Origin of the sequence: Micromonospora citrea, assembly GCF_900090315.1 — a bacterium.
Classification (GTDB): Bacteria; Actinomycetota; Actinomycetes; order Mycobacteriales; family Micromonosporaceae; genus Micromonospora; species Micromonospora citrea.
This window is the reverse complement of record NZ_FMHZ01000002.1, coordinates 5,550,838-5,575,071: the sequence shown is the minus strand read 5'-3', so window position 1 is coordinate 5,575,071 and position 24,234 is coordinate 5,550,838. Positions and strand designations below refer to the sequence as shown.

Here is a 24,234-nt window from a genome sequence, read left to right as displayed (position 1 = left end):
CACGGATCACTGTGCCCGACGGTTCACCCGATCGGCGACCGCCGGGCGCCCGGACGGGCGGGAACGACCCGTCCGGGGCGCGCCACGTCGGGTCAGCGGGCCCCGGCCGGGACCTTCCGCGCACGGGTCTTCGCCCCGTTGGCCTTGGCCGCCCGGGTGGTGGCCGCCTTCGCGCCCTTGGCCTCGCCGTCGAGCTTGAGCACCTGCCGCAGGAACTGCCCGGTGTGGCTCTCCGGCACCTCCGCGACCTCCTCGGGGGTGCCGGTGGCGAGCACGGTGCCGCCCCGGTGGCCGCCCTCGGGACCCATGTCGATCAGCCAGTCGGCCGACTTGATCACATCGAGGTTGTGCTCGATCGTGATCACGGTGTTGCCCTTGTCGACCAGCCCCTCCAGCACCATCAGCAGCTTGCGGATGTCCTCGAAGTGCAGGCCGGTGGTCGGCTCGTCCAGCACGTAGACCGTCCGGCCGGTGGAGCGCTTCTGCAGCTCCGAGGCGAGCTTGACCCGCTGCGCCTCGCCGCCGGAGAGCGTCGGCGCGGGCTGGCCGAGCCGTACGTAGCCCAGGCCGACGTCCACCAGCGTCTTGAGGTGCCGGTGGATGGCGGGGATGGCGGAGAAGAACTCGGCCGCCTCCTCGATCGGCATCTCCAGCACGTCCGAGACGGTCTTGCCCTTGTAGTGCACCTCCAGGGTCTCCCGGTTGTAGCGGGCGCCCTTGCAGACCTCGCACGGGACGTACACGTCGGGCAGGAAGTTCATCTCGATCTTGATCGTGCCGTCGCCGGAGCACGCCTCGCAGCGGCCGCCCTTGACGTTGAACGAGAACCGCCCCGGGCCGTACCCCCGGACCTTGGCCTCGGTGGTCTCGGCGAACAGCTTGCGGACGTGGTCCCAGACGCCGGTGTAGGTGGCCGGGTTGGAGCGCGGCGTGCGCCCGATCGGCGACTGGTCGACACCCACGACCTTGTCGACGTGTTCCAGCCCCGAGACGCGGGTGTGCCGCCCCGGCACCAGCCGCGCGCCGTTGATCTGGTTGGCCAGCACCGCGTGGAGGATGTCGTTGACCAGCGTGGACTTGCCGGAGCCGCTGACTCCGGTGACGGCGATGAGCTGGCCGAGCGGGAACGAGACGGTCAGGTTGCGCAGGTTGTGCTCGCGCGCGCCGTGCACGACCAGTTCCCGGCCCGGCGTCTGCGGGCGGCGCTGCCGCGGCGTCGGGATCGACCGCCGGCCGGACAGGTACGCCCCGGTCACCGACTCCGGGTTCTCCAGCAGCGCCGGCACCGAGCCGCTGTGCACGATCCTGCCGCCGTGCTCGCCGGCGCCGGGACCGATGTCGACGATCCAGTCGGCGGTGCGGATGGTGTCCTCGTCGTGCTCGACCACGATCAGCGTGTTGCCCAGGCCACGCAGCCGGACCAGGGTCTCGATCAGCCGGTGGTTGTCGCGCTGGTGCAGCCCGATCGACGGCTCGTCGAGCACGTAGAGCACCCCGACGAGGCCTGAGCCGATCTGGGTGGCCAGCCGGATGCGCTGCGCCTCGCCGCCGGAGAGGGTGCCGGCCGGCCGGTCGAGGGAGAGGTAGTCCAGGCCGACGTCGAGCAGGAACCTCAGCCGGGCGTTGATCTCCTTGAGCACCCGCTCGGCGATCAGCTTCTGCCGGTCGGTCAGCTCGATGCCGGCGAGCAGGTCGGCTGCCTCCCCGACGGAGAGGTTGCAGACCTCGGCGATGCTCTTGCCGGCCAGGGTCACCGCGAGCACCTCGGGCTTGAGCCGGGCGCCGCCGCAGGCCGCGCAGGGCACGTCCCGCATGTAGCCCTCGTACTTCTCCCGCGACCACTCCGACTCGGTGTCGGTGTGCCGGCGCTCGATCCACTGCACCACGCCCTCGAAGCCGGTGTAGTAGGAGCGTTCGCGGCCGAACTTGTTGCGGTAGCGCACGTGCACCTGGTCGTCGGAGCCGTGCAGGATCGTCTTCTGCGCCCGGGACGGCAGGGCCCGCCACGGGGTGTCGACGTCGAAGTGCTCGGCCTCGCCGAGGGCCTCCAGCAGGCGGAGGAAGTATTCCAGGTTGTGCCCGGTCGACCAGGGCTGGACCGCGCCCTCGCGCAGGGTGCGCTCGGGGTCGGGGACGACCAGCTCGGGGTCGACCTCCTTCTTGGTGCCGATGCCCGTGCACTCCGGGCACGCGCCGTAGGGCGCGTTGAAGGAGAAGACCCGGGGCTCCAGGTCCTCGATCGCCAGGGGGTGGTCGTTGGGGCAGGCCAGGTGCTCGGAGTAGCGCCGCTCGCGCTCCGGGTCGCCCTCGGGCAGGTCGACGAAGTCGAGCAGGACCAGGCCGTTGGACAGGCCCAGGGCCGCCTCGACCGAGTCGGTCAGCCGCTGCTTGGCGCTCGGCTTGACGGTGAGCCGGTCGATCACCACCTCGATGGTGTGCTTCTCCTGCTTCTTCAGCTTCGGCGGCTCGGTGAGCTGGTGCACCACGCCGTCGACCCGGGCCCGGGCGTAGCCCTTGGCCTGGAGCTCGGCGAAGAGGTCGACGTATTCGCCCTTGCGGCCCCGCACCACCGGCGCGAGCACCATGAACCGGGTGCCCTCGGCCATGGCGAGGACCCGGTCGACGATCTGCTGGGGGGTCTGCCGGGAGATCCGCTCGCCGCAGACCGGGCAGTGCGGCTCGCCGATGCGGGCGAAGAGGAGCCGGAGGTAGTCGTAGACCTCCGTGATGGTGCCCACCGTCGAGCGCGGGTTGCGCGAGGTGGACTTCTGGTCGATGGAGACGGCCGGGCTCAGGCCCTCGATGAAGTCGACGTCCGGCTTGTCCATCTGGCCGAGGAACTGCCGCGCGTACGACGACAGCGACTCAACGTAGCGGCGCTGCCCCTCGGCGAAGATCGTGTCGAAGGCCAGGCTCGACTTGCCCGACCCGGAGAGCCCGGTGAAGACGATCAGGGCATCCCGGGGCAGGTCGAGACTGACGTCACGCAGGTTGTGCTCGCGCGCGCCACGGATTATCAGTCGGTCGGCCACTGTCCGTGTACTCCCGGGTGAAGAAGATGAGGAGGAAATGTCCGCTCCGAGGCTGGTCTGAGCGGTTGTGTGCGCGCAGGAAAGGCGCCCCGGCAACTCTAGCCCTGAGGTACGACACTTTTCCCCGCCGGCACATTCCCCCAGCTCAGCCCGGTCGGCCGCACCCGGAGACGGGGGCGGGGCCGGTCGTCGACCGGCCCCGCCACGCACGTCCGTCAGGGGCGGGCGGCCCGACGGCGGGCCGAACGCCAGCCGCCGCGGCGCTCGGCGGCCAGCCGCGTCTCCCGCCGCCCGCTCTCGTGGGCCAGCTCCCGCTGCAACCGCCGCCAGCTCTCCCAGCGGCGCACCGGCAGCTCGCCGCTGTCCAGCGCCTCGCGCACCGCGCAGGCGGGCTCGCCGTCGTGCCCGCAGTCGCCGTAGCGGCAGCCGGCGGCCAGTTCGGCGATGTCGGCGAACGCCCGGTCCAGCCCCGCCGAGCCGTCCAGCAGGCCGACCGCGCGTACCCCCGGGGTGTCGAGCACCGCGCCGCCGCCGGGCACCGGGATCAGCGCCCGCCACGTGGTGGTGTGCCGGCCCTTGCCGTCGACCCGCCGGATCGCCTGGGTGGGCATCACCGCCGCCCCGGCCAGCGCGTTGACCAGGCTGGACTTGCCGGCGCCGGACGGGCCGAGCAGGCCGAGCGTGCGCCCCGGCGCCACCTCGGCGCGCAGCGGCTCCAGCCCGGTGCCCCGCTCGGCGCTGACCGCCAGCACCGGCACCCCCGGCGCGACGGCCGCGAGCTGGCGCGCCACCGCCTCCGGGTCGGCCGCCAGGTCGGCCTTGGTGAGCACGACCAGCGGCCGGGCGCCGGAGTCGTGCGCCAGCGACAGCAGCCGCTCGATGCGCCCGGTGTCGGGCTCCGGGTGCACCGGCTCCACCACTGCGGCGGCGTCGAGGTTGGCGGCGAGCACCTGGCCGCTGGCGTCCTTGCCGGCGGTCCGCCGGATCAGGGCGGTGCGCCGCGGCAGCACCGCCTCCACTGTCACGTTGCCGTCCGGCCAGGCGCCGAGCAGCACCCAGTCACCCGCACAGGGCAGGCGGGTCAGGTCCCGGGCGGCGGCCGCCAGGACCGCGCCGCCCAGGGTGGCGCGGACCGGTCCGTCCGCGCAGAGCACGGTGCAGACGCCCCGGTCCACCCGGGCCACCCGGCCCGGGCGGCGGCCGCCGCGTCGTCGTACGTGTGCCGCCCGGTCGGCGTCCCAGCCGAGGGCGGTCAGATCGATGGTCATGGCATCCTCATCGGTGTCGGAGCGGGTGGTGCACGCGTGCGTGGACCGGCAACGTCACCACCTCCTTCCGACCTCCCGGTGCCGCGTTGCGACGCCGACGGTAGGGCGTGCGGCGACGCGCCGAAAGCGATTTCCCCGGCGACGGACGGCCGGCCGGCGGATAGGGTCGGTGGCGTGACGACTGATCCGCTTCTGCTCACCGGCGAGGTGGACGCGGCCACGGACCGCCTGCTGCGGACCGCCGCCGCCCTCGACGACGCGGGCGTCGCCGCCGCGTCGCTGCTGCCGGGCTGGACCCGCGGGCACGTACTGGCGCACCTGGCCCGCAACGCCGACGCCATGGTCAACCTGCTCACCGCCGCGCGCACGGGCGAGCCGGTCCCGATGTACGCCTCCGCGCAGGCCCGGGACGCCGAGATCGAGGCCGGCGCCGCCCGGCCGCCCGACGAGCACCTCGACGACCTGCGCCGCTCGGCCGACCGGTTCACCGAGGCGGTCGCGGCGATGCCGGTCGAGGCGTGGGCGGCCACGGTCCAGACGCGGCGCGGCCCCTGGCCGGCGACCATGCTGGTCTGGGGCCGGCTGCGCGAGGTCGAGGTGCACCACGTGGACCTCGACGCCGGCTACCGGCCGGCCGACTGGCCCGAGGCGTTCGCCCACCGGCTGCTGCACGAGGTCGCCGACGGTCTCGCCGCACGCGCCGACGTGCCGCCGATGGTGCTGCGCTTCGACGGCAGCCGGCACGAAGTCGTCGTCGGCGACCCGGCGGCCGCGCCCACGGTCACCGGCTCCGCCCCCGAACTCGCCGCCTGGCTGATCGGCCGCAGCCCCGGCACCGTGCTGACCGTCACCCCGGACGGTCCGCTGCCGCAACCACCGGAATGGATATAGGCAACCTCATGACCTACAGCGGAGACGTCACGCCCGGCGGTGCGCCGGCCGTACGTGAGCTCGACGGGCTCACCATCACCAAGGTGTCGGTGGGCCCGATGGACAACAACGCCTACCTGCTGCGCTGCCGGTCCACCGGCGAGCAGGTGCTGATCGACGCGGCGAACGAGGCGCCCCGGCTGCTCGACCTCGTCGGCGACGCCGGGCTGACCACGGTGGTCACCACCCACCAGCACATGGACCACTGGGTGGCGCTGGAGGAGGTGGTCGCCAAGACCGGCGCCCGGCCGCTGGTGCACGCCGACGACGCGGCGGGGCTGCCGATCGAGGCGGAGACGCTGACCGACGGCGACACCGTGCCGGTGGGCGACTGCGCGCTGGAGGTCATCCACATCAAGGGCCACACCCCGGGCTCGATCGCCCTGCTCTACCGCGACCCGGCCGGCACGCCGCACCTGTTCACCGGCGACAGCCTCTTCCCCGGCGGGGTCGGCAACACCGACAAGGACCCGGAGCGCTTCACCGCGCTGATCGACGACGTCGAGCGCAAGCTCTTCGACAGGTTGCCCGACGAGACCTGGTTCTATCCGGGCCACGGCAAGGACAGCACGCTCGGCGCGGAGCGCCCGGCGCTGCCGCAGTGGCGCGCCCGGGGCTGGTGAGCACCAGCGGGGCCGGGCGCGTGTCGCGCCCGGCCCCGCTCCCCCGGTGGACGGCGGTCAGGCCCCCGTGACCGCCCGCAGCCGGCGCCGCGTGCCCATCAGCACGACCCCCGCCAGCACCAGCCCGACCGCCATGGTGACCAGCATCGGGCTGGACTCGCCGGGAAGCAGCCCGGCCAGCGATCGCGAGGCGCTGCCCAGCGCCAGGTAGAGACCCGCCCAGGCCGCGGCGCCGAGCGCCGCCGAGGCCAGGAAGCGCCGGTACGACATCCGCAGCCCGCCCGCCGCCAGCGGCAGCAGCGCGTTGAACACCGGCAGGAACGGCGCGACCAGCACCATCCGGCCACCCCCGCGCTGCAGGATGCCCTCCGCCGCCGCCCAGCGTTCCTCGCCGATCCACCCGCCGATCCGGCTGCGTCGCAGCCGCTCCCCGTACCGGCGGCCGGCGAGGAAGCTCAGCGACCACCCGGACAGGCAGCCGGCCACCACGACGGCGAAGGTGGTGACGCCGGTGAGGGGCCCCCCGACCCCCACGGCGGCCAGGATCGCCACGTCGCCGGGGACCAGCACCCCGAGCAGCGGCACGGCGTCGAAGAGCATCACCACCCCGAGCACCCCCATCAGCAGGGTGGTGGGAAGCTCTCCGACCTGGGCCAGCCAATCCGTCATGCCCCGTACGCTATGGCCGCCCCGCCACCCCCGGCATCGGGTCCGATCCCCCACCGCCCCCTGGTATCCGGCTCGGGGTCGACCCTGAGAACGCCCGCGTCAGCGGGGCCGCAGCACCTGCACCCGCCGCACGGGCGAGTCCACGGCCGGCTCGGTGGTCGGCACGGGGTAGCTGGCCACGGCCGCCAGCACGTCCGGCGGCAGGTGCCCCCGCCCCGGGTCGCCGACCAGCACGTCTGCGCCGGTGGCGGCGGCCCGGCGCAGGAAGGGCAGCACCCGCGCGGCCATCGCCTCGTCGTAGAGCACGTCCCCGGCGACCAGCAGGTCCACTCCGGCCGGATCGGAGTCGAGCAGGTCGCCTCCGGTGGCCGCGACCGTCACCCGGTTGGCGCGGGCGTTGACGGTCACCGCCGCGACCGCGTACGGGTCGATGTCGTTGGCGACGACCCGCTCGGCGCCGGCGAGCGCGGCGGCGATCGCCACCAGGCCGGACCCGGCGGCCAGGTCGAGCACCCGGCGCCCGGCCGCGAGGTCGGGGTGGTCGAGCAGGTGACGGGCGAGGGCCTGCCCACCGGCCCAGACCGAGGCCCAGTACGGCGGCGGCAGGGCGTGCCCGGCGTGCGCCTCCATCCGGGCCCACCAGACGATGGCGTCCTCGGCCAGGTGCAGCCGCACCTCGGGCACGAACGGGATCCGCACCAACCGGAGCCGGTCCAGCCCGCCGCCCGGAGCGTCGATCTCCCGCTCCAGTTCGGTCAGCGCGACGGCCGTGGCACCCCTCATCGGCGCAAGCATGCCCCAGCGGGCGGGCCGCCACGCCGCTTTCGCACGGCGGGCTCCGAGAGTTCACCACGCCGCCTACGGCACTTCGGCCAGCGAATCGGGGTCCGGCCGGTTACTGTCGGGGTGGTACCGGGCGATCATTCGGTCGACGACCGAGGGTCACCCGCATTGGAACAGGGAGAGATGCATGGCAACCGGCACGGTTAAGTGGTTCAACTCGGAAAAGGGCTTCGGCTTCATCGAGCAGGACGGCGGAGGGCCGGACGTCTTCGTCCACTACTCGGCCATCGCGACGAGCGGTTACCGGGAGCTGAACGAGGGCCAGAAGGTCGAGTTCGAGGTGACCCAGGGGCAGAAGGGTCCGCAGGCGGACAACGTCCGCCCGATGTAGATCCGTGCCGGTGGCGGCGGTCGGGTCCCGACCGCCGCCGCAGCGCGTTCAGGGCAGCTCCGGCGCGACGGGCAGGTCCCGTCGCCGTCGCAGCGGCCCGACCAGCAGGATCACCGGGGTGAGCGCCAGCCAGCCGGTCATCACCGCGATCGCCGTGCCGGCCCCGTAGGCCGCGCCGATCGCCCCGGACAGCACAGCGGCCAGCGGAATCGTGCCGTAGTTGAGCATCTGCATGCTCACCGTCACCCGGCCGAGCAGGTGGTGCGGGGTGTAGGTCTGCCGGAAGCTGCCCTTGAGCACGTTGCCGACGGCCACCCCGAGGCTGACCAGCACGCCGCCGATCGCCGGCAGGGCCAGCCGCCCGCCGGGGCCGGCGAGCGGGATCAGCAGCGCCGTCGGGCCGGTGAGCGCTCCGGCCAGCAGCATCGCGCGGGCGGTGCCGAGCCGCCGGCCGAGCCGGGTGGCCAGCAGCGCGCCGGCGATGCCGCCGAGGCTCATCACCGCGACCAGCGCGCCGACCGCCGCGGGCGCCAGGCGCGCCTCCCGGACGAGGAAGACCACCAGGACCGCCTGGTAGCCGATCAGCCCCACGTTGCTGGCCGCGCCGAAGACGGCGAGCACCCGCAGGTACGGGTCGCGGGCGACGAACCGGATCCCCTCGCCGATCTCCCGGCGCAGCGACCGGGACCGCTCGACGCGCCCGGGGCGCTTCTCGACGGTGCGGATGCGCAGCAGGCAGGCCGCGGAGAACAGGAAGCTCAGCGCGTCGAGCAGCAGCGCGGCGACCGCGCCGACGGCCTGCGCGACGACGCCGGCGATGCCGGGGCCGAGCACGTAGCTCGCGGTGTGGGTGGCCTGGATCTTGGCGTTGCCCTCCGGCACCTGCTCGGGGCGCAGCAGCACGGGCAGGTAGACCTGGTCGGCCGTCTCGAAGAAGACCCGGGCCAGTCCGGCGCCCAGCGCCACCACGAGCAACTGCCCGACGGTCAGCACGCCGAGCACGGCGGCGACCGGGACGCTGAGGAACAGCAGCGCGCAGACCAGGTCGCAGACGATCATCACAGGGCGGCGCGGCAGCCGGTCGACCCAGGCGCCGGCCGGCAGGCCGAAGAGCAGCCACGGCAGCCAGGCGGCGGCGGTGAGCACCGCGACGCCGAAGGTGCCGGTGTCGAGCACGGTCACCGCGACCAGGGGCAGCGCCACGGTGGTGACGTTGCTGCCGATGGAGCTGGCCGTCTGCCCGGCCCAGAGCAGCCGGAAGTCCCGGTGCCGCAGCAGGCCGCCTCGCGGCGCCGCCGGGCCGGGCGCGGCGGGCTCCGGTGTCGGCGCGGCGGGCCCGGGCCGCGACGCGCCGGACGGCTGCGGCGGCTCGGCGGACGCGGGCCGCGACCCGTTGGAACCCTGCGGCGGCGCGGCACGCTCCGGCCCGGGCGCGTCGGTTCCCTGCGGTGCCGCGACCGGGTCCGGCCGTGGCGCGCCGGCGTCGGGGGTGCGCGGTGGCGCGGCGGGCCGCGTCACGGGGTGGCCGGAACGCCGTAGGCGAACACGAAGACCGGTTCGCGGTGTCGCCCGTCGTCGGGCACCTCCCGGTCGGCCCACCGGGTCAGCAGGTCGTTCATCTCGCGGTCGAGCTGCGCCAGCTCCTGCGGGGTCAGGCGCAGCCACCGGTCCATGGAGAACGGCCCCTGCCCCCAGGCCGCCTGGGTGTCGTCGGCGGCGGCGTACCAGGCGCGGACGAGGGCGGCGTGCCGCTCCAGGTTGAGCGAGACGGCCGCGTCGGCGACGGCCCGGTCGGCGGGGTCGGCCTCGAAGTCGGACCGCGACCAGCTCAGGCTGCGGTTGACCAGCCGCCACCACCGTTCCCGGCGGTCGCGGGCCAGCTCCGGCGCCTCCTCGACCAGCTCGGCGCCGGCCAGCACCTTAAGGTGGTGGCTGGTGTTCGCCGGCGCCTGGCTGGTCCGCTCGGCGAGCTGGCCGACGGTCGAGGGGCCGTGGACCTTGAGCACGTCCATCAGCCGGCGGCGCAGCGGGTGCGACAGCGCGGCGAGGACCCGCGAGTCGGTGACCTGGCGTACGTCGGGATTCGTCATGCCCACAGCCTGACACCGGCAACGACAGTTGCGCAACGATTATTGCGAAACTGTCGTTGCCGGTTCCCGTTGACACCCCGCGGGGCCGGGGCGTCGGGATCAGGCGGTCAGCCGCCGGGCGAGTTCGTCGGCGACCTGCTGGGCCATCGTGGGGGGGATCGCCGCGGCGATCTTCTCGGGGGTGAGCGTGGCGAGCACGCCCGCGACGATCGCCTGCTCGTCGGTGAAGTCCCTGCCGGACAGGGCCGTGAGCTGCGCGGCCACCGCGTCGAGGCGTTGCATCGTGTAGTCCAGCTTCGCCACGAGGCTGTTGCTGGCCGTCGCGGGTCCGCCGGCGTCGGGGTCGACGCTGCGACCCATGCTCGATCCGCCGTAGAACATCCCGGTGAAGATGCTGTTGATCTGGCTCTCGGCCTGTGCGCTCATGTCGTCCTCCAGGAGTCCGATGGTGGTCAGGTAGCGGCGGAACAGCGGGGTCTGGTCCCGGTTCGCCTTGATCGAGTCGCGGAAGAAGCTGAAGTGGGTGTGCCACAGGTGCGAGTCGTCCCCGCTGCTGCGCCGGCGGAGCCGGTCCCAGCGCCGCACGACCGCGCCGTCGGGCGAATAGATGATCTCCCTGATGTCCCTGGTGTCCGGGGTGTCGGCGACGCACTGCGCCACGCACCAGGTGGAGAAGGTGCGCAGGTCGTGCGTACGGCCGCCGGCGCTGACCTGGAACAGGCCGACGTCGAGCGCGGCCGCGTCGAGAGTGAGGCCGGACGAGTCGCGGGGCGACTCGACGACCGAGTAGTCGTTGGTCACCACCCGGTCGGAGCCGCAGTGGTAGCCGCCCCGGTGGGCGGAGTCGCCGACGATGCCGACCTCGGCGGGTTCCAGGTCCTGGCTGCGGCTGGTGTCGGGGTCGAGGTCGAGGTGGTCGAGCAGCAGACGGCGGACGGTCAGCAGATTCTCCGGTGCCCGCGTCATGGGTTCCCCCTTGCGGATGGTCGGGGGCCGGGCACGACGGTGACACCGCGTAGGCGGTGTGAGGCCTCACGCTCAGGCCCGGCCGAGTGGTGCACAGCGCCGGGCATTGACCCCACCATAGCCCCGTCGATGAATGAATGCCCAGGTCAGGAGGGGTTATTTCGGCTGGCAGAAAGCCCGGAGGCGATCGGCATGATCGGTAGGACCACTGCGGACGGTCGCCGCGGGTCGTGCAGGATCTCTCGCCAGCCGGCACGCAGGGTGACAGCCGTGCCGAGCATCTCGCCCGTGCCGGGGTTGCGCGCGTAGCGCGGATGGGCGCCGCCGGACACCTGCACGCGCAGCCGGTGGCCGGGCGCGAACCGGTGCGCCGCGGGCCAGAGCTCCACCGGCACGGTCACCACGCCGGCCGGGTCGGTCGGGTACCGGCCGGGCTCGACGCGGACCAGCCCGTCGCAGACGTTCCACGACCGGCCGCGCCGGTCCACGTCGCACAGTCGCACGAAGACGTCCAGGTGGGACAGCTCGCTGCGCAGGTGGATCTCGGCGCGCACCGGGCCGACCACCTCGACGGGCGCGGCGAGCGGGGCGCTGGTGTAGGTCAGCACGTCGGGTCGAGCCTCGACCGGACGGTTGTCGACCGGCCCGGCCCGCTGGGCCACGAGCAGCGGGCCGCCGAGCGAGGGCGTCGGGTCGGCCGGGTCGTAGCGGAAGCGGTCCGGGGCCGAGGGGACCGGGGCGGCGGTACGCAGCCCTCCGCCCGGGTGCAGGTGCCACCGCGTGGGCACCGCCGGCGGCGGCCAGTCCGGCAGGTCCCGCCAGCCGCCGCCGGCCCCGCCGACGTGCACCCGCACCGGCGCCGCCCGCCCGGCGGCGGCGCCCCGCCGCGGCGGCCGGCCGGCGAGGTGCTCGTCCAGCCAGTCCAGCCCGTCGCGCAGGGCGGCCACGAAGAGCCCGGGGCTGCCGTGCGTCCACGGCCCGACCGTGAGCCGGGGGTGGGCGCCGGCCGCGCGCAGCGCCGCGAAGTCGCGCAGTTGGGCCGGCAGGAAGATGTCGTGCCAGCCGGTGACCATCGCCACCGGCGCCCGGACCTCGGCGATCCGGTCGCCGAAGACGCGGTCGCGCCAGTAGCCGGCGTCGGGGGTGTGGTGGCGCAGCCACTCCTGGAAGAACGGCACCGTCACCCCGGTGGCCACCCGGTCGGCCTCGACCAGCGGCAGGTGCGCCAGCGCCGCCGTCAGTCGGGGCTGGCCGCGCTTGAGCTCCCACTGCCGGGCCAGCCAGGGCACGGTCTGGGCCTGGAGCAGCTCGGCCCAGGTGAGCACCGTGTCGAGGGCGAACGAGTCCCCGGCGTACGTCGAGTCGCGGGTGCCCGAGGCCGTCACCACCGCGACCATCGCCCGCAGCTCCTCCCCCGCGTCGGCGGCCAGCGCCCACTGCACGAAGCCCTGGTAGCTCGCGCCGAACATGCCGAACGCGCCGGTCCACCAGGGCTGGCGGCGCAGCCAGTCGAGGGTGTCCAGCCCGTCGTCGCGCTCGTGCACCAGCGGGTCGAACGTGCCGCCCGAGCCGAACGTGCCCCGGCAGGACTGGATCACCACGTGGAACCCGCGTTCGGCGGCCAGCCGGCCCAGCAGCCGCATCGGCCCGCCCCGCCCGTACGGCGTGCGGATCAGCACGGTCGGCGCGCCGGGCAGGTCCGGGGCGTGATGGTCGGTGCGCAGCGGCACCCCGTCGCGTACCCGCACCGGGATGCCCCGGGTGAGGGTGACCCGCCGGGCGCGCGCGGCCGGCAGCCGCAGCGCGGCGGTGGCGAGGCGGGTGGCCAGCCGGTCGAGCACGACGTCAGCCGTTCGCGCGCCGGGCCGGCTCGTCGCGGGCCGCGCGCACCGCGTCACGGTGTTCCCGCATCGAGGCGGTCATCGCGGTCATGAACCGGTGTACCACCTCCAGCTCGTCGTCGTCGAAGCCGGCCATCACGTCGTCGGTGCGCCGGCCGAGAGGACGGAAGAATTCCATGGCGAGCGCGGCGCCGCGCTCGGCGTAGTGCAGGAAGACCTTGCGCCGGTCGGCGGTGTCGCGGTCGCGGCGGATGTGGCCGGCGCGCTCCAACCGGTCGATCAGGGCGGTGACGGAGCCGGAGGAGAGGTTGAGCTGCTCGCCGAGGCGGCCGGGGGTGATGGGCCGGCCGACCAGCTCGGCGTCCATGACCGCGATCAGCGCCTGCAGGTCGGTGGCGTTGAGGCCGTGCAGGTTGGCGAAGGCGTGCCCGATGTGCTGGGCGTCGACGGAGTAGCGCCGCAGCTCGGCCCCGATCTCGGCGACCAGTCGTTCGCGGCGGGTGTCGCGCCGTCGGTACATGCCGTGACCTGCCACGTCGGTCGCCGCCTCCTGCCGTCCGTCCCGGTTGCAGCATAACTCAGCAGTCGATAATCTCGTTCATCAAGATACTCGACGGTCGGCATTTTGCGTCGTCCGCGAGGTCTTGACCTGGCAGAAACCCGCCGAGAGACCGTGAAGGGCATCCGATGTCAGTGTTCACCCGCGTGGCCCACGGCCGCCTGGCCGCGTGGCTCACCGTGGTCGCCGCGATCGTCTTCGGCGCCGCCGTCTTCGGGCTGCCCAAGCCCGACAACCCCGCCCCCGTCTCGTCGACCGGCCTTTCGGTGCAGTGGCAGTCGACCCAGGTGGAGCGCCTCCAGGAGCAACTGCCCTCCCGCGACGTCCAGCCGGCGATCGTGGTGGTCAGCCGCGCCGACCGGGCCGCCCTCACCGAGACCGACCGCGCGGCCCTGACCGGCCGGTCCGACGACCTCGGCCGATTCGCCGTCGGCGGCCGCGTCAGCCCTCCGCAGGTCTCCCCCGACGGCACCGTGGCGCTCGTCGCCGTCCCGCTGTCCACCGCCGGCGGACAGGAGGAGATCGCCGGCCGCATCGACCAGCTCCGCGCGTCCCTGGACGACGTGCCGGCGGGGCTGAAGGTGGAGGTGACCGGCGGGCCCGCGTTCACCACCGACCTGACGAAGGTCTTCGACGGCGCCGACACCACGCTGCTCATCGTCACCGCCTCCGTCGTCGCGCTGCTGCTGCTGATCACCTACCGCAGCCCGTTCCTGTGGATCGTGCCCCTGGTCGTCGTCGCCGCCACCGAGCAGCTCACGCTGCGCGCCCTCGACACCATCGTCCCGGCGGCCGGCGTCAACCTGCCCGGCGGCGCCGTCACCGGCATCGCCAGCGTCCTGGTCTTCGGCGCCGCCACCGACTACGCGCTGCTGCTCATCGCCCGCTACCGCGAGGAGCTGCGCCGCGAGGAGGACCGGTTCACGGCGATGCGCGCCGCGCTGCGCCGCACCGCCGAGCCGATCCTCGCCAGCGGATCCACCGTCGTCCTCGGCGTGCTCACCCTGCTGCTGTCCGAGCAGGAACTCAACCGCGCCCTCGCCGTGGCCTGCGCGACAGGCGTCGTGCTCGCCATGCTCTCGGCGCTGTTCGTCCTGCCCGCGGCGCTGGTGATCTTCGGCCGCGGCCTGTTCTGGCCGTTCGTGCCCCGCGTCGGCGGGGCGGTCCGCGAGGGCCGGCTCTGGGGCCGCCTCGGCACCGCCGTCGAACGCCGCCCCGCACCGGTCGCCGTGCTCGCCACGCTGCTGCTCGCCGCCCTCGCCCTCGGCGGGCTCGGCATCCGCACCGGCCTGTCGGAGACCGAGCAGTTCCGGGTCAAGCCCGAGGCGGTCGCCGGCGCCGAGACCCTCGCCCGGTCCTTCCCCGCCGGCACGACCCAGCCGGTCGCGGTGCTCACCACCCCCGAGGCGGCGAAGGCCGTCACGGACGCCGCCTCGGCGGTGCCCGGCGTCGCCTCCGCCCGCCCCGGCGAGGCGAGCGACCGGGTCGCCCAGGTCGACGTCGTGCTGGAGGCCGAACCGGGCACCGACGCCGCCAACCGGGCCGTCGGGGCCCTGCGGGACACGGTCGCGGCGGTCCCCGACTCCGCCCCGCCGGCGGTGGCGGGCGCACCCGCGTTCGACGGAGCGGTCGTCGGCGGCTCCGTCGCCGCCACCTACGACGAGAACGAGGCCAACGGCAAGGACCTGCGCCTGATCCTGCCGGTCATCCTGCTGCTGGTCGGCCTCGTGCTCGTGCTGCTCCTGCGCGGCCTCGTCGCGCCGGTGCTGCTCGTGCTCACGGTGATCGCCTCGTTCTTCGCCAGCATCGGCGCGTCGTGGCTGCTCTTCGACCACGTGCTCGACATGCCGGCGCTGGACAGCGGCGTGCTCCTGCTCGCCTTCGTGTTCCTCGTGGCCCTCGGCGTGGACTACAACATCTTCCTCGTCACCCGGGCCCGGGAGGACGCCCGCCGCACCGGCACCCGCGACGGCATGCTGTCGGCCCTGCGGGTCACCGGCGGCGTCATCACCAGCGCCGGCATCCTGCTCGCGGCGGTCTTCGCCGTACTGGGCGTCCTGCCGCTGATCCTGCTGACCCAGATCGGGATCATCGTCTGCATCGGCGTCCTGCTGGACACGCTGCTCGTCCGGACGGTCCTGGTGCCGGCGCTGGCGTTCACGCTCGGCGACCGCTTCTGGTGGCCGGGCCGGATCGCCCGGGAGCCCGCCCCGGACGACGCCCCGGCCCCGGAGCCGGTGGCGGCCCGGGACTGACCGACGCACCACCGGGGGTCGTGACGGCCACGCCACGACCCCCGGTCCGCGTTCCGCCCCCACCGCCCGTCGCGGCCGCGCCGTCCCGCTCCGCGCCGCCCGCTCCGCGCCACCTCACGCCGCCCGCGCCGCCGGAGGCCGGTCCACCTCACGTCTCGGCGGGCACCGCCGACCGTTCCGGCTCCGCCGACGCCTCGCCCACCGCCCGGTCGCGGGTGGCCCACGCCACCACGAACAACGCCGTCCACGCCACTCCCAGCAGCACCGCCGTGGCGCTGCCGCTGGCGCTGCTCAGCCCGAGGTAGAGGCGGGCGCCGACGATGCCGACCACCCCGGCCGCCGCCCCGGTCCACGCGGCCACCGCCACCGGCCAGCGCGCCCCACGCGACAACAGCCAGGCCAGGGTGCAGAGGCTGGCCGCCACCACGGCGTTCTGCGTCGGGAACGGGCCGGCGTCCCGGCCGCCCGGCCCGCCGACGCCCGGCCCGGTCAGCTCGACCACCACGGCGAGCACCACCAGCGGCACGAACGCCCCCACCGTGCCCACGACGCCGAGCAGGTCCGCCCGCCACGGCCGGTTGCGCCAGGCCAGCACCGCCGCCACGACGGCCACCAGCGCGATCAGGAACGGGCCCCGCAGCGCCGACACCACCGCCAGCGTGACGTCGACCGCGCCGGGCGTACGGCGGTCGGCGAACCAGCCGGCGATGGCGCCGTCGACCGCCGCCAGCCCGCTGTGCCGGACCACCGCCTCGAACACCCACGCGATGGCGAACCCGGCCACGAAGAGCAGCAACAGCCCGCCGACCAGGTTGATCAGCAACGTCCAGGTCGGCCCGACGTACATGGCGAGCAGGAAGAACAGCACGCCGTACCGGCCGCTGAGCCAGCGCACCGGCCGCAGCCCGGCGGCCCGGGAGACCAGCGCCCGGGCCGGATCCGGGTTGCGGCCCAGCCACCGCCCGGCCAGCACCACCGCGACCAGCGCCGCCACCAGCACCAGCACCGCGCCGGTCGCCCGCCCCAGCAGCCGGGAGACCGTCTCGTACGACTCCCCGGCCAGGTTGCCGGCGAGCACCGAGCCACCGACCCAGGTCACCACCCCGGCGAGGTTCCACGGCGCGAACCGCCGGTACGGCATCCCCGCCGCCCCGGCCAGCCGGGGCACCAGCGTGCGGGCGAAGGCCACCCAGCGGGCCGTGAGCACCCCGCGCCCGCCCAGCCGGCCGAGCATCGCCTCCGCCCGGCCCCACCGCTGGTGACCCACCCGGGCACCCCACCGCCCCGCCCGCGCCCGCGGCCCGTACCGGCGGCCGGCCCGGAACGCCAGTGTGTCCCCGATCACCGCTGCAAGGATCATCACCAGCAGCGCCGGCGCGAGCCGCAGCGTCCCCGCGTACGCTAGGAAACCGACCAGCAGCAGGGTCGCCTCGCCCGGCACCAGCAGACCGAAGATCACGGCGGTCTCCCCCGCGACGATAATCGCGGCGATCACATAGATCAGCAGGGGCGGCAGGCCCTGCAGCGAGGTCAGCAGGTCGTGCATCGGGCCCCCATTCCCACGGGGGTCAGCATGCCAGGCGCTGAAACGGTCGGAACATCAGTTTCGGCAGAGATCCGGGCCATCTGGGGGGAGACCCCGACGCGTGCCCCGGCAACCGCAGACAGGAGTATGGAGGGTATGCAGCTTCGCACCGACCTCCGCAACGTCGCCATCATCGCCCACGTCGACCATGGCAAGACGACCCTGGTCGACGCCATGTTGCGGCAGGCCGGCGCCTACGGCGCCCGCGGCGAGGTAACCGAGCGGGTCATGGACTCGATGGACCTCGAACGGGAAAAGGGCATCACCATCCTCGCCAAGAACACCGGCGTGCGGTACATGCCGGCCGACGGCTCCGACCCGGTGACCATCAACATCATCGACACTCCCGGCCACGCCGACTTCGGCGGCGAGGTGGAGCGCGGCCTGACCATGGTCGACGGCGTGGTGCTGCTGGTGGACGCCAGCGAGGGCCCCCTGCCGCAGACCCGGTTCGTGCTCCGCAAGGCGCTCAAGGCCCGCATGCCGATCATCCTGGTGATCAACAAGGTGGACCGTCCCGACGCCCGGATCAAGGAGGTCGTGGACGACACCTACGAGCTCTTCCTCGACCTGGACGCCGACGAGGAGCAGATCGACTTCCCGATCGTCTACGCCTGCGCGCGCGACGGCATCGCCTCGCTCACCCAGCCCGCCGACGGCGCCGTCCCCGACGACAGCCACAACCTCGAGCCGCTGTTCCGCACGCTGCTCGACACCATCCCGCCGCCCGCGTACGAGCAGGACGCGCCGCTGCAGGCGCACGTCACCAACCTCGACGCCTCCCCATTCCTCGGCCGGCTGGCGCTGTGCCGGGTGCGGCAGGGCACCATCAGCAAGGGCCAGACCGTGGCCTGGTGCCGCACCGACGGCAGCACCCAGCGGGTCCGCATCTCGGAACTGCTGATGACCGAGGGCCTGGAGCGCAAGCCGGCCGATTCGGCCGGCCCCGGCGACATCATCGCGGTCGCCGGCATCCCCGAGATCATGATCGGCGAGACCCTGGCCGACGCGGAGAACCCGCAGCCGCTGCCGTTGATCACCGTCGACGAGCCGGCCATCTCGATGACCATCGGCACCAACACCTCGCCGCTGGTCGGCCGGGTCAAGGGCGCCAAGGTCACCGCCCGCATGGTCAAGGACCGGCTCGACAAGGAACTGATCGGCAACGTGTCGCTGCGGGTGCTGCCCACCGAGCGCCCCGACGCCTGGGAGGTCCAGGGCCGGGGCGAGCTGGCGCTGGCCATCCTGGTCGAGCAGATGCGCCGCGAGTCCTACGAGCTGACCGTGGGCAAGCCGCAGGTCGTCACCAAGGAGATCGACGGCCGGACCTGCGAGCCGGTCGAGCGGCTCACCATCGACGCCCCCGAGGAGTACCTCGGCGCGATCACCCAGCTCCTCGCCACCCGCAAGGGCCGGATGGAGCAGCTGGTCAACCACGGCACCGGCTGGATCCGGATGGAGTGGCTGGTCCCCGCCCGCGGCCTGATCGGCTTCCGCACCGAGTTCCTCACCGAGACCCGGGGCACCGGCATCCTGCACCACGTCTTCGAGTCCTACGAGCCGTGGTTCGGCGAGCTGCGCACCCGCAACAACGGCTCCCTGGTCGCCGACCGCGCAGGCAGCGTCACCGCCTTCGCGATGACCAACCTCCAGGAGCGCGGCCAGCTCTTCGTCGAGCCCGGCACCGAGGTGTACGAAGGCATGATCGTCGGGGAGAACTCCCGCTCCGACGACATGGACGTCAACATCACCAAGGAGAAGAAGCTCACCAACATGCGCTCGTCGACCGCCGACGAGACCGAGAAGCTGATCCCGCCGCGCAAGCTGTCGCTGGAGCAGGCCCTCGAGTTCTGCCGCGAGGACGAGTGCGTCGAGGTCACCCCGGCCGCCGTACGGATCCGCAAGGTCGTGCTCGACCAGCAGCTCCGCGGCCGGGCCGCCGCCCGACGCAAGCACGCCGGCTGACGTACGACCACAGCCGCCCCGGAGCCCGGACCGCCCCCCGCGGTCCGGGCTCCGGGCCGTCGCGGCCCACCCCGGCCCGGGGCGAGCAGGGGCGACCCGGTCGACCCGTCGCCCCGCCCCGCCGCCGGGCAGATGATCCGCTACGGTCACCCGCATGACCTGGGACGAGCTCGACGCACACCTGGACGGGGTGCCTGGCACCCTGTCGGCGTACGTGGGGCGCCTCGGCGCCGCCCCCGCCTGGACCCGGCACGCCGACGCCACCCACTACGCGGCCAGCACCATGAAGGTGGCGGTGCTCGTCGCGCTGCACCGGGCCGCCGAGGCCGGCGCCCTCGACCTGGACGCCCCGGTGCCGGTGCGCAACGAGTTCGACTCGGCGCTGCCCAGCGCGCCCCGGTTCTCCTGCGCCCGCCACTACGACAACGACGAGGCCGTCTGGGACCGGGCCGGCGACACCGCGTCGCTGCGCTGGCTCGCCCACCGCATGATCGTCCGCTCCAGCAACCTGGCCACCAACCTGGTCATCGGCCACGTCGGCCTGCCGGCGGTGGCGGAGGTCTGGGCCCTGGCCGGGGCCCGGCACAGCGTCACCGGGCGGGGCATCGAGGACTTCGCCGCCCGCGACGCGGGCATCACCAACCTGGTCACCGCCGCCGACCTGGCCGCCCTGCTCGGCGCGCTGGCCGCCGGGGCCGACACCCCGGGCCCGCTGGCCTCGCCGGCCGGCTGCGCCGCCATGCTGGACGTGCTGTTCGCCCAGGAACACCGCGAGGACCTGGCCGCCGGGCTGCCCGAGGGCACCCGCATCGCACACAAGAACGGCTGGGTACGGGGCGTGCGGCACGGCGCCGGAGTGGTCTTCCCCGACGACGCGCCGCCGTACGCCGTCGTCGGCTGCACCACCACCGAACTCGCCGACGGCGGCCCCACCGGCGAGGAGCCCGAGGACGACGCCTGCCGGCTGATCGCGCGGATCTCCGCCGCCGCCTGGGACGCGCGGCACGACCTCTGACGGCCGGCGGGCGTCACTCCAACAGGTGCGCCCGCAGCGCCGCCACGACGTCGTCGGTGACCCCCAACCCGTCGCGCAGGTACGCCCCGAACGAGCCGTGCACCCGGCGCACCTCCGCGTACGCGGCGTCCAGGTACTCCGGCCGCACCTCCAGTACCGGACGCACCGCCGCGACGTCCAACCCCGGCTGCCGCCGGCGCATCGCCTCCAGGATGACCTCCCGCAGGCTCTCGGTCAGCCGGTTGTTGGCCAGGTAGTCCGCCCGGATCGCCGCCTCGTCCACGCCGAGCGCGCCCAGCAGCAGCACCGTCAGCCAGCCGGTGCGGTCCTTCCCCGCCGAACAGTGGTAGACCAGCGGCAGGTTCCGCGCCTGCGCCGCCAGCCGCACCGCCGCCCCGAAGCTCTCCCGCGCCGACTCACCCGTGACGAACCAGCGGTAGATCGCCGCCATCGCCGCCGGCGTGCCCTCCTCGGCCAGGGCCGCGTACGCCCCCAGGTCGTGGCCGAGCAGCACCGCCGAGACGTAGGTGAACACCGGGTGCTCGGCGTCGTGCACCGGCAGGTGCACCACCGTCGGCTCGCCCGGCAACCGGTCCGGCGGCGCGACCGCGATCTCCGAGTGGTCCCGCAGGTCGACCACGCACGCCGGGCCGAGCTTCGCCAGCACCGGCAGGTCCTCGTCCGCCAGCCGGCCCAGCGCCGGGGTGCGGATCAGCACGCCGCGGCGCACCCGCCGGCCGTCCGCGCCGACCAGCCCGCCGAGGTCCCTGGCGTTCGGCGCACCCACCAGTTCCCAGTCCCGCCCGCTCATGCCGGCGCCCCGTCCGCGGCCCGTGCACCCCGGGGCGCCACCGCCCCGCGCCCGACGACTCGCTCGCTCATGCGGCCTCCCCTTCGCCTGTGCGTGTCCGTATAGGGTGCCGCACATGACGATCGCCGCGGTCCGCACCCACCGGCTCTCCGCCCCCCTGCACACCCCGTTCGTGACCGCGCTGCGCCGCACCACCACTGTGGAGACCCTGGTGGTGGAGATCGTCGACGCCGACGGCCGTTCCGGCTACGGCGAGGCGCCCCAGGTGTGGCAGGTGACCGGCGCCTCGGTCGCCGGCTCCGAGGCGTGCGTGCGCGACCTGCTCGGCCCCACCCTCACCGGCCGCGACGCCGACGACCTGGTGGCCCGCTGCACCGAGGTGCAGCGCGCCGTCGTCGGCAACGAGGCCGCCAAGGCCGCCGTCGACGTCGCGCTGCACGACCTGGCGGCGCGGCGGCTCGGCGTACCGCTGGTGCGGCTGCTGGGCGGCACGGGCCTGCGGGTCCCCACGGACGTCACGCTGGCCGCGGGCGACGCGGTGGACCTCGCGGCGGCGGCCCGGCAGCGGCGGGAGGAGGGCTTCGGCGTGCTCAAGATGAAGGTGGGCACCGACGCCGCCGGCGACCTGGAGCGGGTCCGCGCCGTACGGGCGGCGGTCGGCCCGGACGTGCGGATCCGGCTCGACGCCAACCAGGGATGGACCCCGCGCGAGGCGGTCCGGGTCATCCGCGGCGTCGAGGACGCGGGGCTGGACGTGGAACTGGTCGAGCAGCCCGTCGCCCGCTGGGACCTGGACGGGCTGGCCTGGGTCAGCGACCGGGTGGAGGTGCCGATCCTCGCCGACGAGTCGGTCTTCGGCGTCCGGGACCTGGTCGAGGTGATCCGCCGCCGGGCCGCCGACATGGTCAACGTCAAGCTCGCCAAGTGCGGCGGCCTGCACCCCGCCCGGACCCTGCTGGACCTGGCGGCCGCGCACGGACTCGGCACGATCGTCGGGTCGATGATGGAGAGCCAGGTGGGCATCGGCGCCGCCGCCAGCCTGGTCGCCGCCTACCGCACCACGGCCGTCTCCGACCTGGACGCCGCCTGGTGGCTGGCCTGGTCGCCGGTGCGGGGCGGCCTGCGGTACGACGGCGCGACCGTCGTGCTGCCGGACGCGCCCGGGCTCGGCGTGACCTCCGTGACTGAAGTAAAGATGCAAACTCGTAATTGATGGTTGGCGGAAATTTTCATAGGGTCGCGGAGACGACCGACCTGGGGGTGCACGTGGAGCTGCAAGCCGGCCGGGAGGCCGTGGTCCGGGTCGCCGTCGCGACCCTCTGGGCCTCCCCCGAGGCGGTACGGCCCGTCGACCGCCCCGCCCTCGCCGCCCGCACCGACATCGCCGGCTGGATCGCCGGCATGGACACCGACCAGCAGGTCGGCGACTGCGTGCTGAGCCAACTGCTGCTCGGCGAGCGGGTGCTCGTCACCGAGGTACGCCCCGACGGCTGGGCACACGTGGTGGCCGTCGAGCAGCCGGCCCCCAAGCTGGACCCGCGCGGCTACCCCGGCTGGCTGCCCGCCGAGCAGCTGACCACCGCCACGGTCACCGGCGAGGGCGACCCGCTCGTGGTCGACGCCACCGTCACCGCCCTGCGCGCCACGCCGGGCGGAGCCGAGGTGGTGCCCGGGGTGGTGCTCGGCACCGGGCTGACCCCGGCCGGCCCGGCGGTCGACGGCTGGCGCCCGGTGCACGCGCCCGGTCACACCGACCCGCTCTGGCTGCCCGCAGCCGACGCCGTACCGGTGCCCGTCACGCCCCCGTCGGCCGGCGAGGTGCTGGCGATCGCCCGACGGCTGCTCGACGTGGTCTACATCTGGGGTGGGGTGTCGGCGTACGGCATCGACTGTTCCGGCCTGGTCCACCTGGCCTGGCGGCGGCTCGGCCGGCTGCTGCCGCGCGACGCCGACGACCAGGCGACGGCGACCACACCGGTGCCGCTGGGCACCGAACGCCCCGGCGACCTCTACTTCTTCGCCCGGCCCGGCCGGAAGATCCACCACATCGGCATCGTCACCGCCGACCCGCGCCCCGGCGACGACCGGCGCATGCTGCACGCCTGCTACCGGCAACGCCGGGTGCTGGAGGAGCGGCTGCCGGCCGAGCGCACCGCCACCCTGGTGGGCGTGCACCGGGTCTGACCCGGTCGCGCGACGAGGGGGCGCTCCCGGACCGGGAGCGCCCCCTCGTCGCGTGGGTACGCCTCAGCGGCGGGCGTCGGCCAGCAGGCGGCGCCGGTCGCGGGAGGACTTGACCAGGCTGGCCACGGTCGCCACGGCGAGGGTGCCGAGGATGACCGTCAGCGAGAGCCAGATCGGGATGTGCGGAGCCCAGGAGACGTGCTCCCCGCCGTTGACGAACGGCAGGTTGTTCTCCGCGAGCGCCTCCAGCACCAGCTTCACGCCGATGAAGCCGAGCACCACGGCCAGGCCGTAGCTGAGGTAGATGAGCCGCTCCAGCAGGCCGCCGAGCAGGAAGTAGAGCTGCCGCAGGCCCATCAGCGCGAAGACGTTGGCGGTGAAGACCAGGTACGGCTCCTGCGTGATGCCGAAGATCGCCGGAATCGAGTCGAGCGCGAAGATCAGGTCGGTGGTGCCGATGGCGATCATGACGATCAGCATCGGGGTGAACATCCGCTTGCCGTTCGGCGAGCGGGTGGTCATCTTCGCCCCGTCGTAGTCCCGGGAGATCGGCAGCGCCCTGCGACTCCACCGGATCAGCACGTTCTCGCTGAATTCGTCCTCGTCCGGCTCACCCTGCCGGGCGAGGTTGATCGCGGTGTAGATGAGGAACGCGCCGAAGATGTAGAACACCCACGAGAACTGGGAGATCAGCGCCGCGCCGGCGGCGATGAACCCGCCCCGCATGACCAGCGCCAGCACGATGCCGATGAGCAGCACCTTCTGCTGGTACTTCCGGGGCACGCCGAAGCGCGCCATGATGATCACGAAGACGAAGAGGTTGTCGACCGAGAGGCTGTACTCCGTCAGCCAGCCCGTGTAGAACTCCCCCGCCGCACGCGCCCCGGAGGCGAGCCAGACGCCGGCGCCGAAGATCAGGGCCAGGGCGACATAGAAGCCGACCCAGAGGCTCGACTCACGCACGCTCGGCTCGTGCGGTCGCCGACCGATGATCAGCAGATCCACGAGCAGGATCCCGGTCAGTACGACGAGAGTCCCCGCCCAGACCAGTCCGGACACGTCCAAGGTTCATTCCTCCGGCAGACACGCAACGACGGGCACACCGTACGCCCTCCGTGGGCGCGGTGTGCCGGTGACGCTGACTCTGGTGACTGTCGGAGGTCTCTTCCGCCATCGCCCCTGGAGGCGGTGACCGACGGGGCCGGGTCGCCCGCCGGGGATCGGCGCTCGACCGTGCTGACGACTCCGTCGCGGGGGAATACTCCCC

General features: G+C 74.0%; 20 protein-coding genes. 8 read left to right on the top strand and 12 right to left on the bottom strand.

Annotated elements, in window-relative coordinates; translation table 11 throughout:
* Window positions 1-92: 92 nt before the first annotated feature.
* Window positions 93-3,032: an excinuclease ABC subunit UvrA gene (gene uvrA, locus GA0070606_RS25535; protein ID WP_091105155.1), complete on the bottom strand. Its 2,940-nt coding sequence runs from the start codon at window positions 3,030-3,032 to the stop codon at window positions 93-95.
* A gap of 215 nt (window positions 3,033-3,247) precedes the next feature.
* Window positions 3,248-4,300: a ribosome small subunit-dependent GTPase A gene (gene rsgA / locus GA0070606_RS25530; protein ID WP_091105153.1), complete on the bottom strand. Its 1,053-nt coding sequence runs from the start codon at window positions 4,298-4,300 to the stop codon at window positions 3,248-3,250.
* 174 nt (window positions 4,301-4,474) lie between these two features.
* Here rsgA and GA0070606_RS25525 point away from each other — a divergent pair, with 174 nt between their 5' ends.
* Window positions 4,475-5,191, top strand: a complete 717-nt coding sequence (locus GA0070606_RS25525; RefSeq protein WP_091105149.1) for a maleylpyruvate isomerase family mycothiol-dependent enzyme — start codon at window positions 4,475-4,477, stop codon at window positions 5,189-5,191.
* A gap of 8 nt (window positions 5,192-5,199) precedes the next feature.
* The gene (locus GA0070606_RS25520; RefSeq protein WP_091105147.1) at window positions 5,200-5,853 is read left to right on the top strand and encodes an MBL fold metallo-hydrolase; all 654 of its coding nucleotides are present in this window, start codon (window positions 5,200-5,202) and stop codon (window positions 5,851-5,853) included.
* Between the two features lie 57 nt (window positions 5,854-5,910).
* Here the strand turns inward: GA0070606_RS25520 and GA0070606_RS25515 are convergent, their stop codons facing one another.
* Window positions 5,911-6,522 (bottom strand): DedA family protein, encoded by a 612-nt coding sequence (locus GA0070606_RS25515; RefSeq protein ID WP_091105144.1) that lies wholly within the window; start codon window positions 6,520-6,522, stop codon window positions 5,911-5,913.
* A 99-nt stretch (window positions 6,523-6,621) separates the two neighbouring features.
* Window positions 6,622-7,305: a class I SAM-dependent methyltransferase gene (locus tag GA0070606_RS25510; RefSeq protein ID WP_342672174.1), complete on the bottom strand. Its 684-nt coding sequence runs from the start codon at window positions 7,303-7,305 to the stop codon at window positions 6,622-6,624.
* Between the two features lie 187 nt (window positions 7,306-7,492).
* Here GA0070606_RS25510 and GA0070606_RS25505 point away from each other — a divergent pair, with 187 nt between their 5' ends.
* Entirely contained in the window at window positions 7,493-7,696 is a 204-nt protein-coding gene (locus tag GA0070606_RS25505) for a cold-shock protein (RefSeq protein ID WP_007072071.1), read from the top strand.
* 48 nt (window positions 7,697-7,744) lie between these two features.
* Here the strand turns inward: GA0070606_RS25505 and GA0070606_RS25500 are convergent, their stop codons facing one another.
* From GA0070606_RS25500 to GA0070606_RS25480, 5 genes are all read right to left on the bottom strand, one after another.
* On the bottom strand, window positions 7,745-9,214 hold the full coding sequence (locus GA0070606_RS25500) for an MFS transporter (protein ID WP_245724804.1): 1,470 nt from the start codon (window positions 9,212-9,214) through the stop codon (window positions 7,745-7,747).
* Complete coding sequence (locus GA0070606_RS25495) at window positions 9,211-9,786, bottom strand: ArsR/SmtB family transcription factor (RefSeq protein WP_091105140.1); 576 nt, start codon at window positions 9,784-9,786, stop codon at window positions 9,211-9,213. Before GA0070606_RS25495 ends, GA0070606_RS25500 begins: the two co-directional genes overlap by 4 nt.
* A gap of 99 nt (window positions 9,787-9,885) precedes the next feature.
* Entirely contained in the window at window positions 9,886-10,752 is an 867-nt protein-coding gene (locus tag GA0070606_RS25490; protein ID WP_091105137.1) for a hypothetical protein, read from the bottom strand.
* Between the two features lie 146 nt (window positions 10,753-10,898).
* Window positions 10,899-12,593: a CocE/NonD family hydrolase gene (locus GA0070606_RS25485; RefSeq protein WP_091108184.1), complete on the bottom strand. Its 1,695-nt coding sequence runs from the start codon at window positions 12,591-12,593 to the stop codon at window positions 10,899-10,901.
* A gap of 4 nt (window positions 12,594-12,597) precedes the next feature.
* On the bottom strand, window positions 12,598-13,113 hold the full coding sequence (locus tag GA0070606_RS25480; RefSeq protein WP_091105134.1) for a MarR family winged helix-turn-helix transcriptional regulator: 516 nt from the start codon (window positions 13,111-13,113) through the stop codon (window positions 12,598-12,600).
* 167 nt (window positions 13,114-13,280) lie between these two features.
* On the opposite strand from GA0070606_RS25480, the gene GA0070606_RS25475 reads away from it, so the two are divergent.
* Window positions 13,281-15,407, top strand: coding sequence for an MMPL family transporter (locus tag GA0070606_RS25475; protein WP_091105131.1), 2,127 nt, complete (start codon window positions 13,281-13,283; stop codon window positions 15,405-15,407).
* A gap of 148 nt (window positions 15,408-15,555) precedes the next feature.
* On the opposite strand, the gene GA0070606_RS25470 is transcribed toward GA0070606_RS25475, so the two are convergent.
* Window positions 15,556-16,953, bottom strand: coding sequence for a DedA family protein (locus GA0070606_RS25470; RefSeq protein WP_091105129.1), 1,398 nt, complete (start codon window positions 16,951-16,953; stop codon window positions 15,556-15,558).
* Window positions 16,954-17,088: 135 nt separating this feature from the next.
* Here GA0070606_RS25470 and typA point away from each other — a divergent pair, with 135 nt between their 5' ends.
* Both typA and GA0070606_RS25460 read left to right on the top strand, forming a co-directional pair.
* Complete coding sequence (typA, locus tag GA0070606_RS25465) at window positions 17,089-18,957, top strand: translational GTPase TypA (protein WP_091105127.1); 1,869 nt, start codon at window positions 17,089-17,091, stop codon at window positions 18,955-18,957.
* 154 nt (window positions 18,958-19,111) lie between these two features.
* The gene (locus GA0070606_RS25460) at window positions 19,112-19,972 is read left to right on the top strand and encodes a serine hydrolase (RefSeq protein WP_091105125.1); all 861 of its coding nucleotides are present in this window, start codon (window positions 19,112-19,114) and stop codon (window positions 19,970-19,972) included.
* A gap of 13 nt (window positions 19,973-19,985) precedes the next feature.
* Here the strand turns inward: GA0070606_RS25460 and GA0070606_RS25455 are convergent, their stop codons facing one another.
* The gene (locus tag GA0070606_RS25455) at window positions 19,986-20,783 is read right to left on the bottom strand and encodes a tyrosine-protein phosphatase (protein ID WP_091105122.1); all 798 of its coding nucleotides are present in this window, start codon (window positions 20,781-20,783) and stop codon (window positions 19,986-19,988) included.
* Between the two features lie 115 nt (window positions 20,784-20,898).
* On the opposite strand from GA0070606_RS25455, the gene GA0070606_RS25450 reads away from it, so the two are divergent.
* Window positions 20,899-21,996, top strand: coding sequence for a mandelate racemase/muconate lactonizing enzyme family protein (locus GA0070606_RS25450; RefSeq protein ID WP_091105119.1), 1,098 nt, complete (start codon window positions 20,899-20,901; stop codon window positions 21,994-21,996).
* Window positions 21,996-22,967, top strand: a complete 972-nt coding sequence (locus tag GA0070606_RS25445; protein ID WP_245724803.1) for a C40 family peptidase — start codon at window positions 21,996-21,998, stop codon at window positions 22,965-22,967. Before GA0070606_RS25450 ends, GA0070606_RS25445 begins: the two co-directional genes overlap by 1 nt.
* A gap of 63 nt (window positions 22,968-23,030) precedes the next feature.
* Here GA0070606_RS25445 and GA0070606_RS25440 read toward each other — a convergent pair whose 3' ends face one another.
* Window positions 23,031-24,032, bottom strand: a complete 1,002-nt coding sequence (locus tag GA0070606_RS25440; RefSeq protein ID WP_091105116.1) for a TerC family protein — start codon at window positions 24,030-24,032, stop codon at window positions 23,031-23,033.
* Between the last annotated feature and the right edge of the window lie 202 nt (window positions 24,033-24,234).

What these genes read in the sequence shown, in the direction of transcription:
- rsgA (WP_091105153.1), bottom strand. Translation starts at nt 4,300, where the DNA reads ATGACCATCGATCTGACCGCCCTCGGCTGGGACGCCGACCGGGCGGCA.
- GA0070606_RS25520 (WP_091105147.1), top strand. Translation starts at nt 5,200, where the DNA reads ATGACCTACAGCGGAGACGTCACGCCCGGCGGTGCGCCGGCCGTACGT.
- GA0070606_RS25515 (WP_091105144.1), bottom strand. Translation starts at nt 6,522, where the DNA reads ATGACGGATTGGCTGGCCCAGGTCGGAGAGCTTCCCACCACCCTGCTG.
- GA0070606_RS25510 (WP_342672174.1), bottom strand. Translation starts at nt 7,305, where the DNA reads ATGAGGGGTGCCACGGCCGTCGCGCTGACCGAACTGGAGCGGGAGATC.
- GA0070606_RS25505 (WP_007072071.1), top strand. Translation starts at nt 7,493, where the DNA reads ATGGCAACCGGCACGGTTAAGTGGTTCAACTCGGAAAAGGGCTTCGGC.
- GA0070606_RS25495 (WP_091105140.1), bottom strand. Translation starts at nt 9,786, where the DNA reads ATGACGAATCCCGACGTACGCCAGGTCACCGACTCGCGGGTCCTCGCC.
- GA0070606_RS25490 (WP_091105137.1), bottom strand. Translation starts at nt 10,752, where the DNA reads ATGACGCGGGCACCGGAGAATCTGCTGACCGTCCGCCGTCTGCTGCTC.
- GA0070606_RS25480 (WP_091105134.1), bottom strand. Translation starts at nt 13,113, where the DNA reads ATGTACCGACGGCGCGACACCCGCCGCGAACGACTGGTCGCCGAGATC.
- GA0070606_RS25475 (WP_091105131.1), top strand. Translation starts at nt 13,281, where the DNA reads ATGTCAGTGTTCACCCGCGTGGCCCACGGCCGCCTGGCCGCGTGGCTC.
- GA0070606_RS25470 (WP_091105129.1), bottom strand. Translation starts at nt 16,953, where the DNA reads ATGCACGACCTGCTGACCTCGCTGCAGGGCCTGCCGCCCCTGCTGATC.
- typA (WP_091105127.1), top strand. Translation starts at nt 17,089, where the DNA reads ATGCAGCTTCGCACCGACCTCCGCAACGTCGCCATCATCGCCCACGTC.
- GA0070606_RS25460 (WP_091105125.1), top strand. Translation starts at nt 19,112, where the DNA reads ATGACCTGGGACGAGCTCGACGCACACCTGGACGGGGTGCCTGGCACC.
- GA0070606_RS25455 (WP_091105122.1), bottom strand. Translation starts at nt 20,783, where the DNA reads ATGAGCGGGCGGGACTGGGAACTGGTGGGTGCGCCGAACGCCAGGGAC.
- GA0070606_RS25450 (WP_091105119.1), top strand. Translation starts at nt 20,899, where the DNA reads ATGACGATCGCCGCGGTCCGCACCCACCGGCTCTCCGCCCCCCTGCAC.
- GA0070606_RS25445 (WP_245724803.1), top strand. Translation starts at nt 21,996, where the DNA reads ATGGTTGGCGGAAATTTTCATAGGGTCGCGGAGACGACCGACCTGGGG.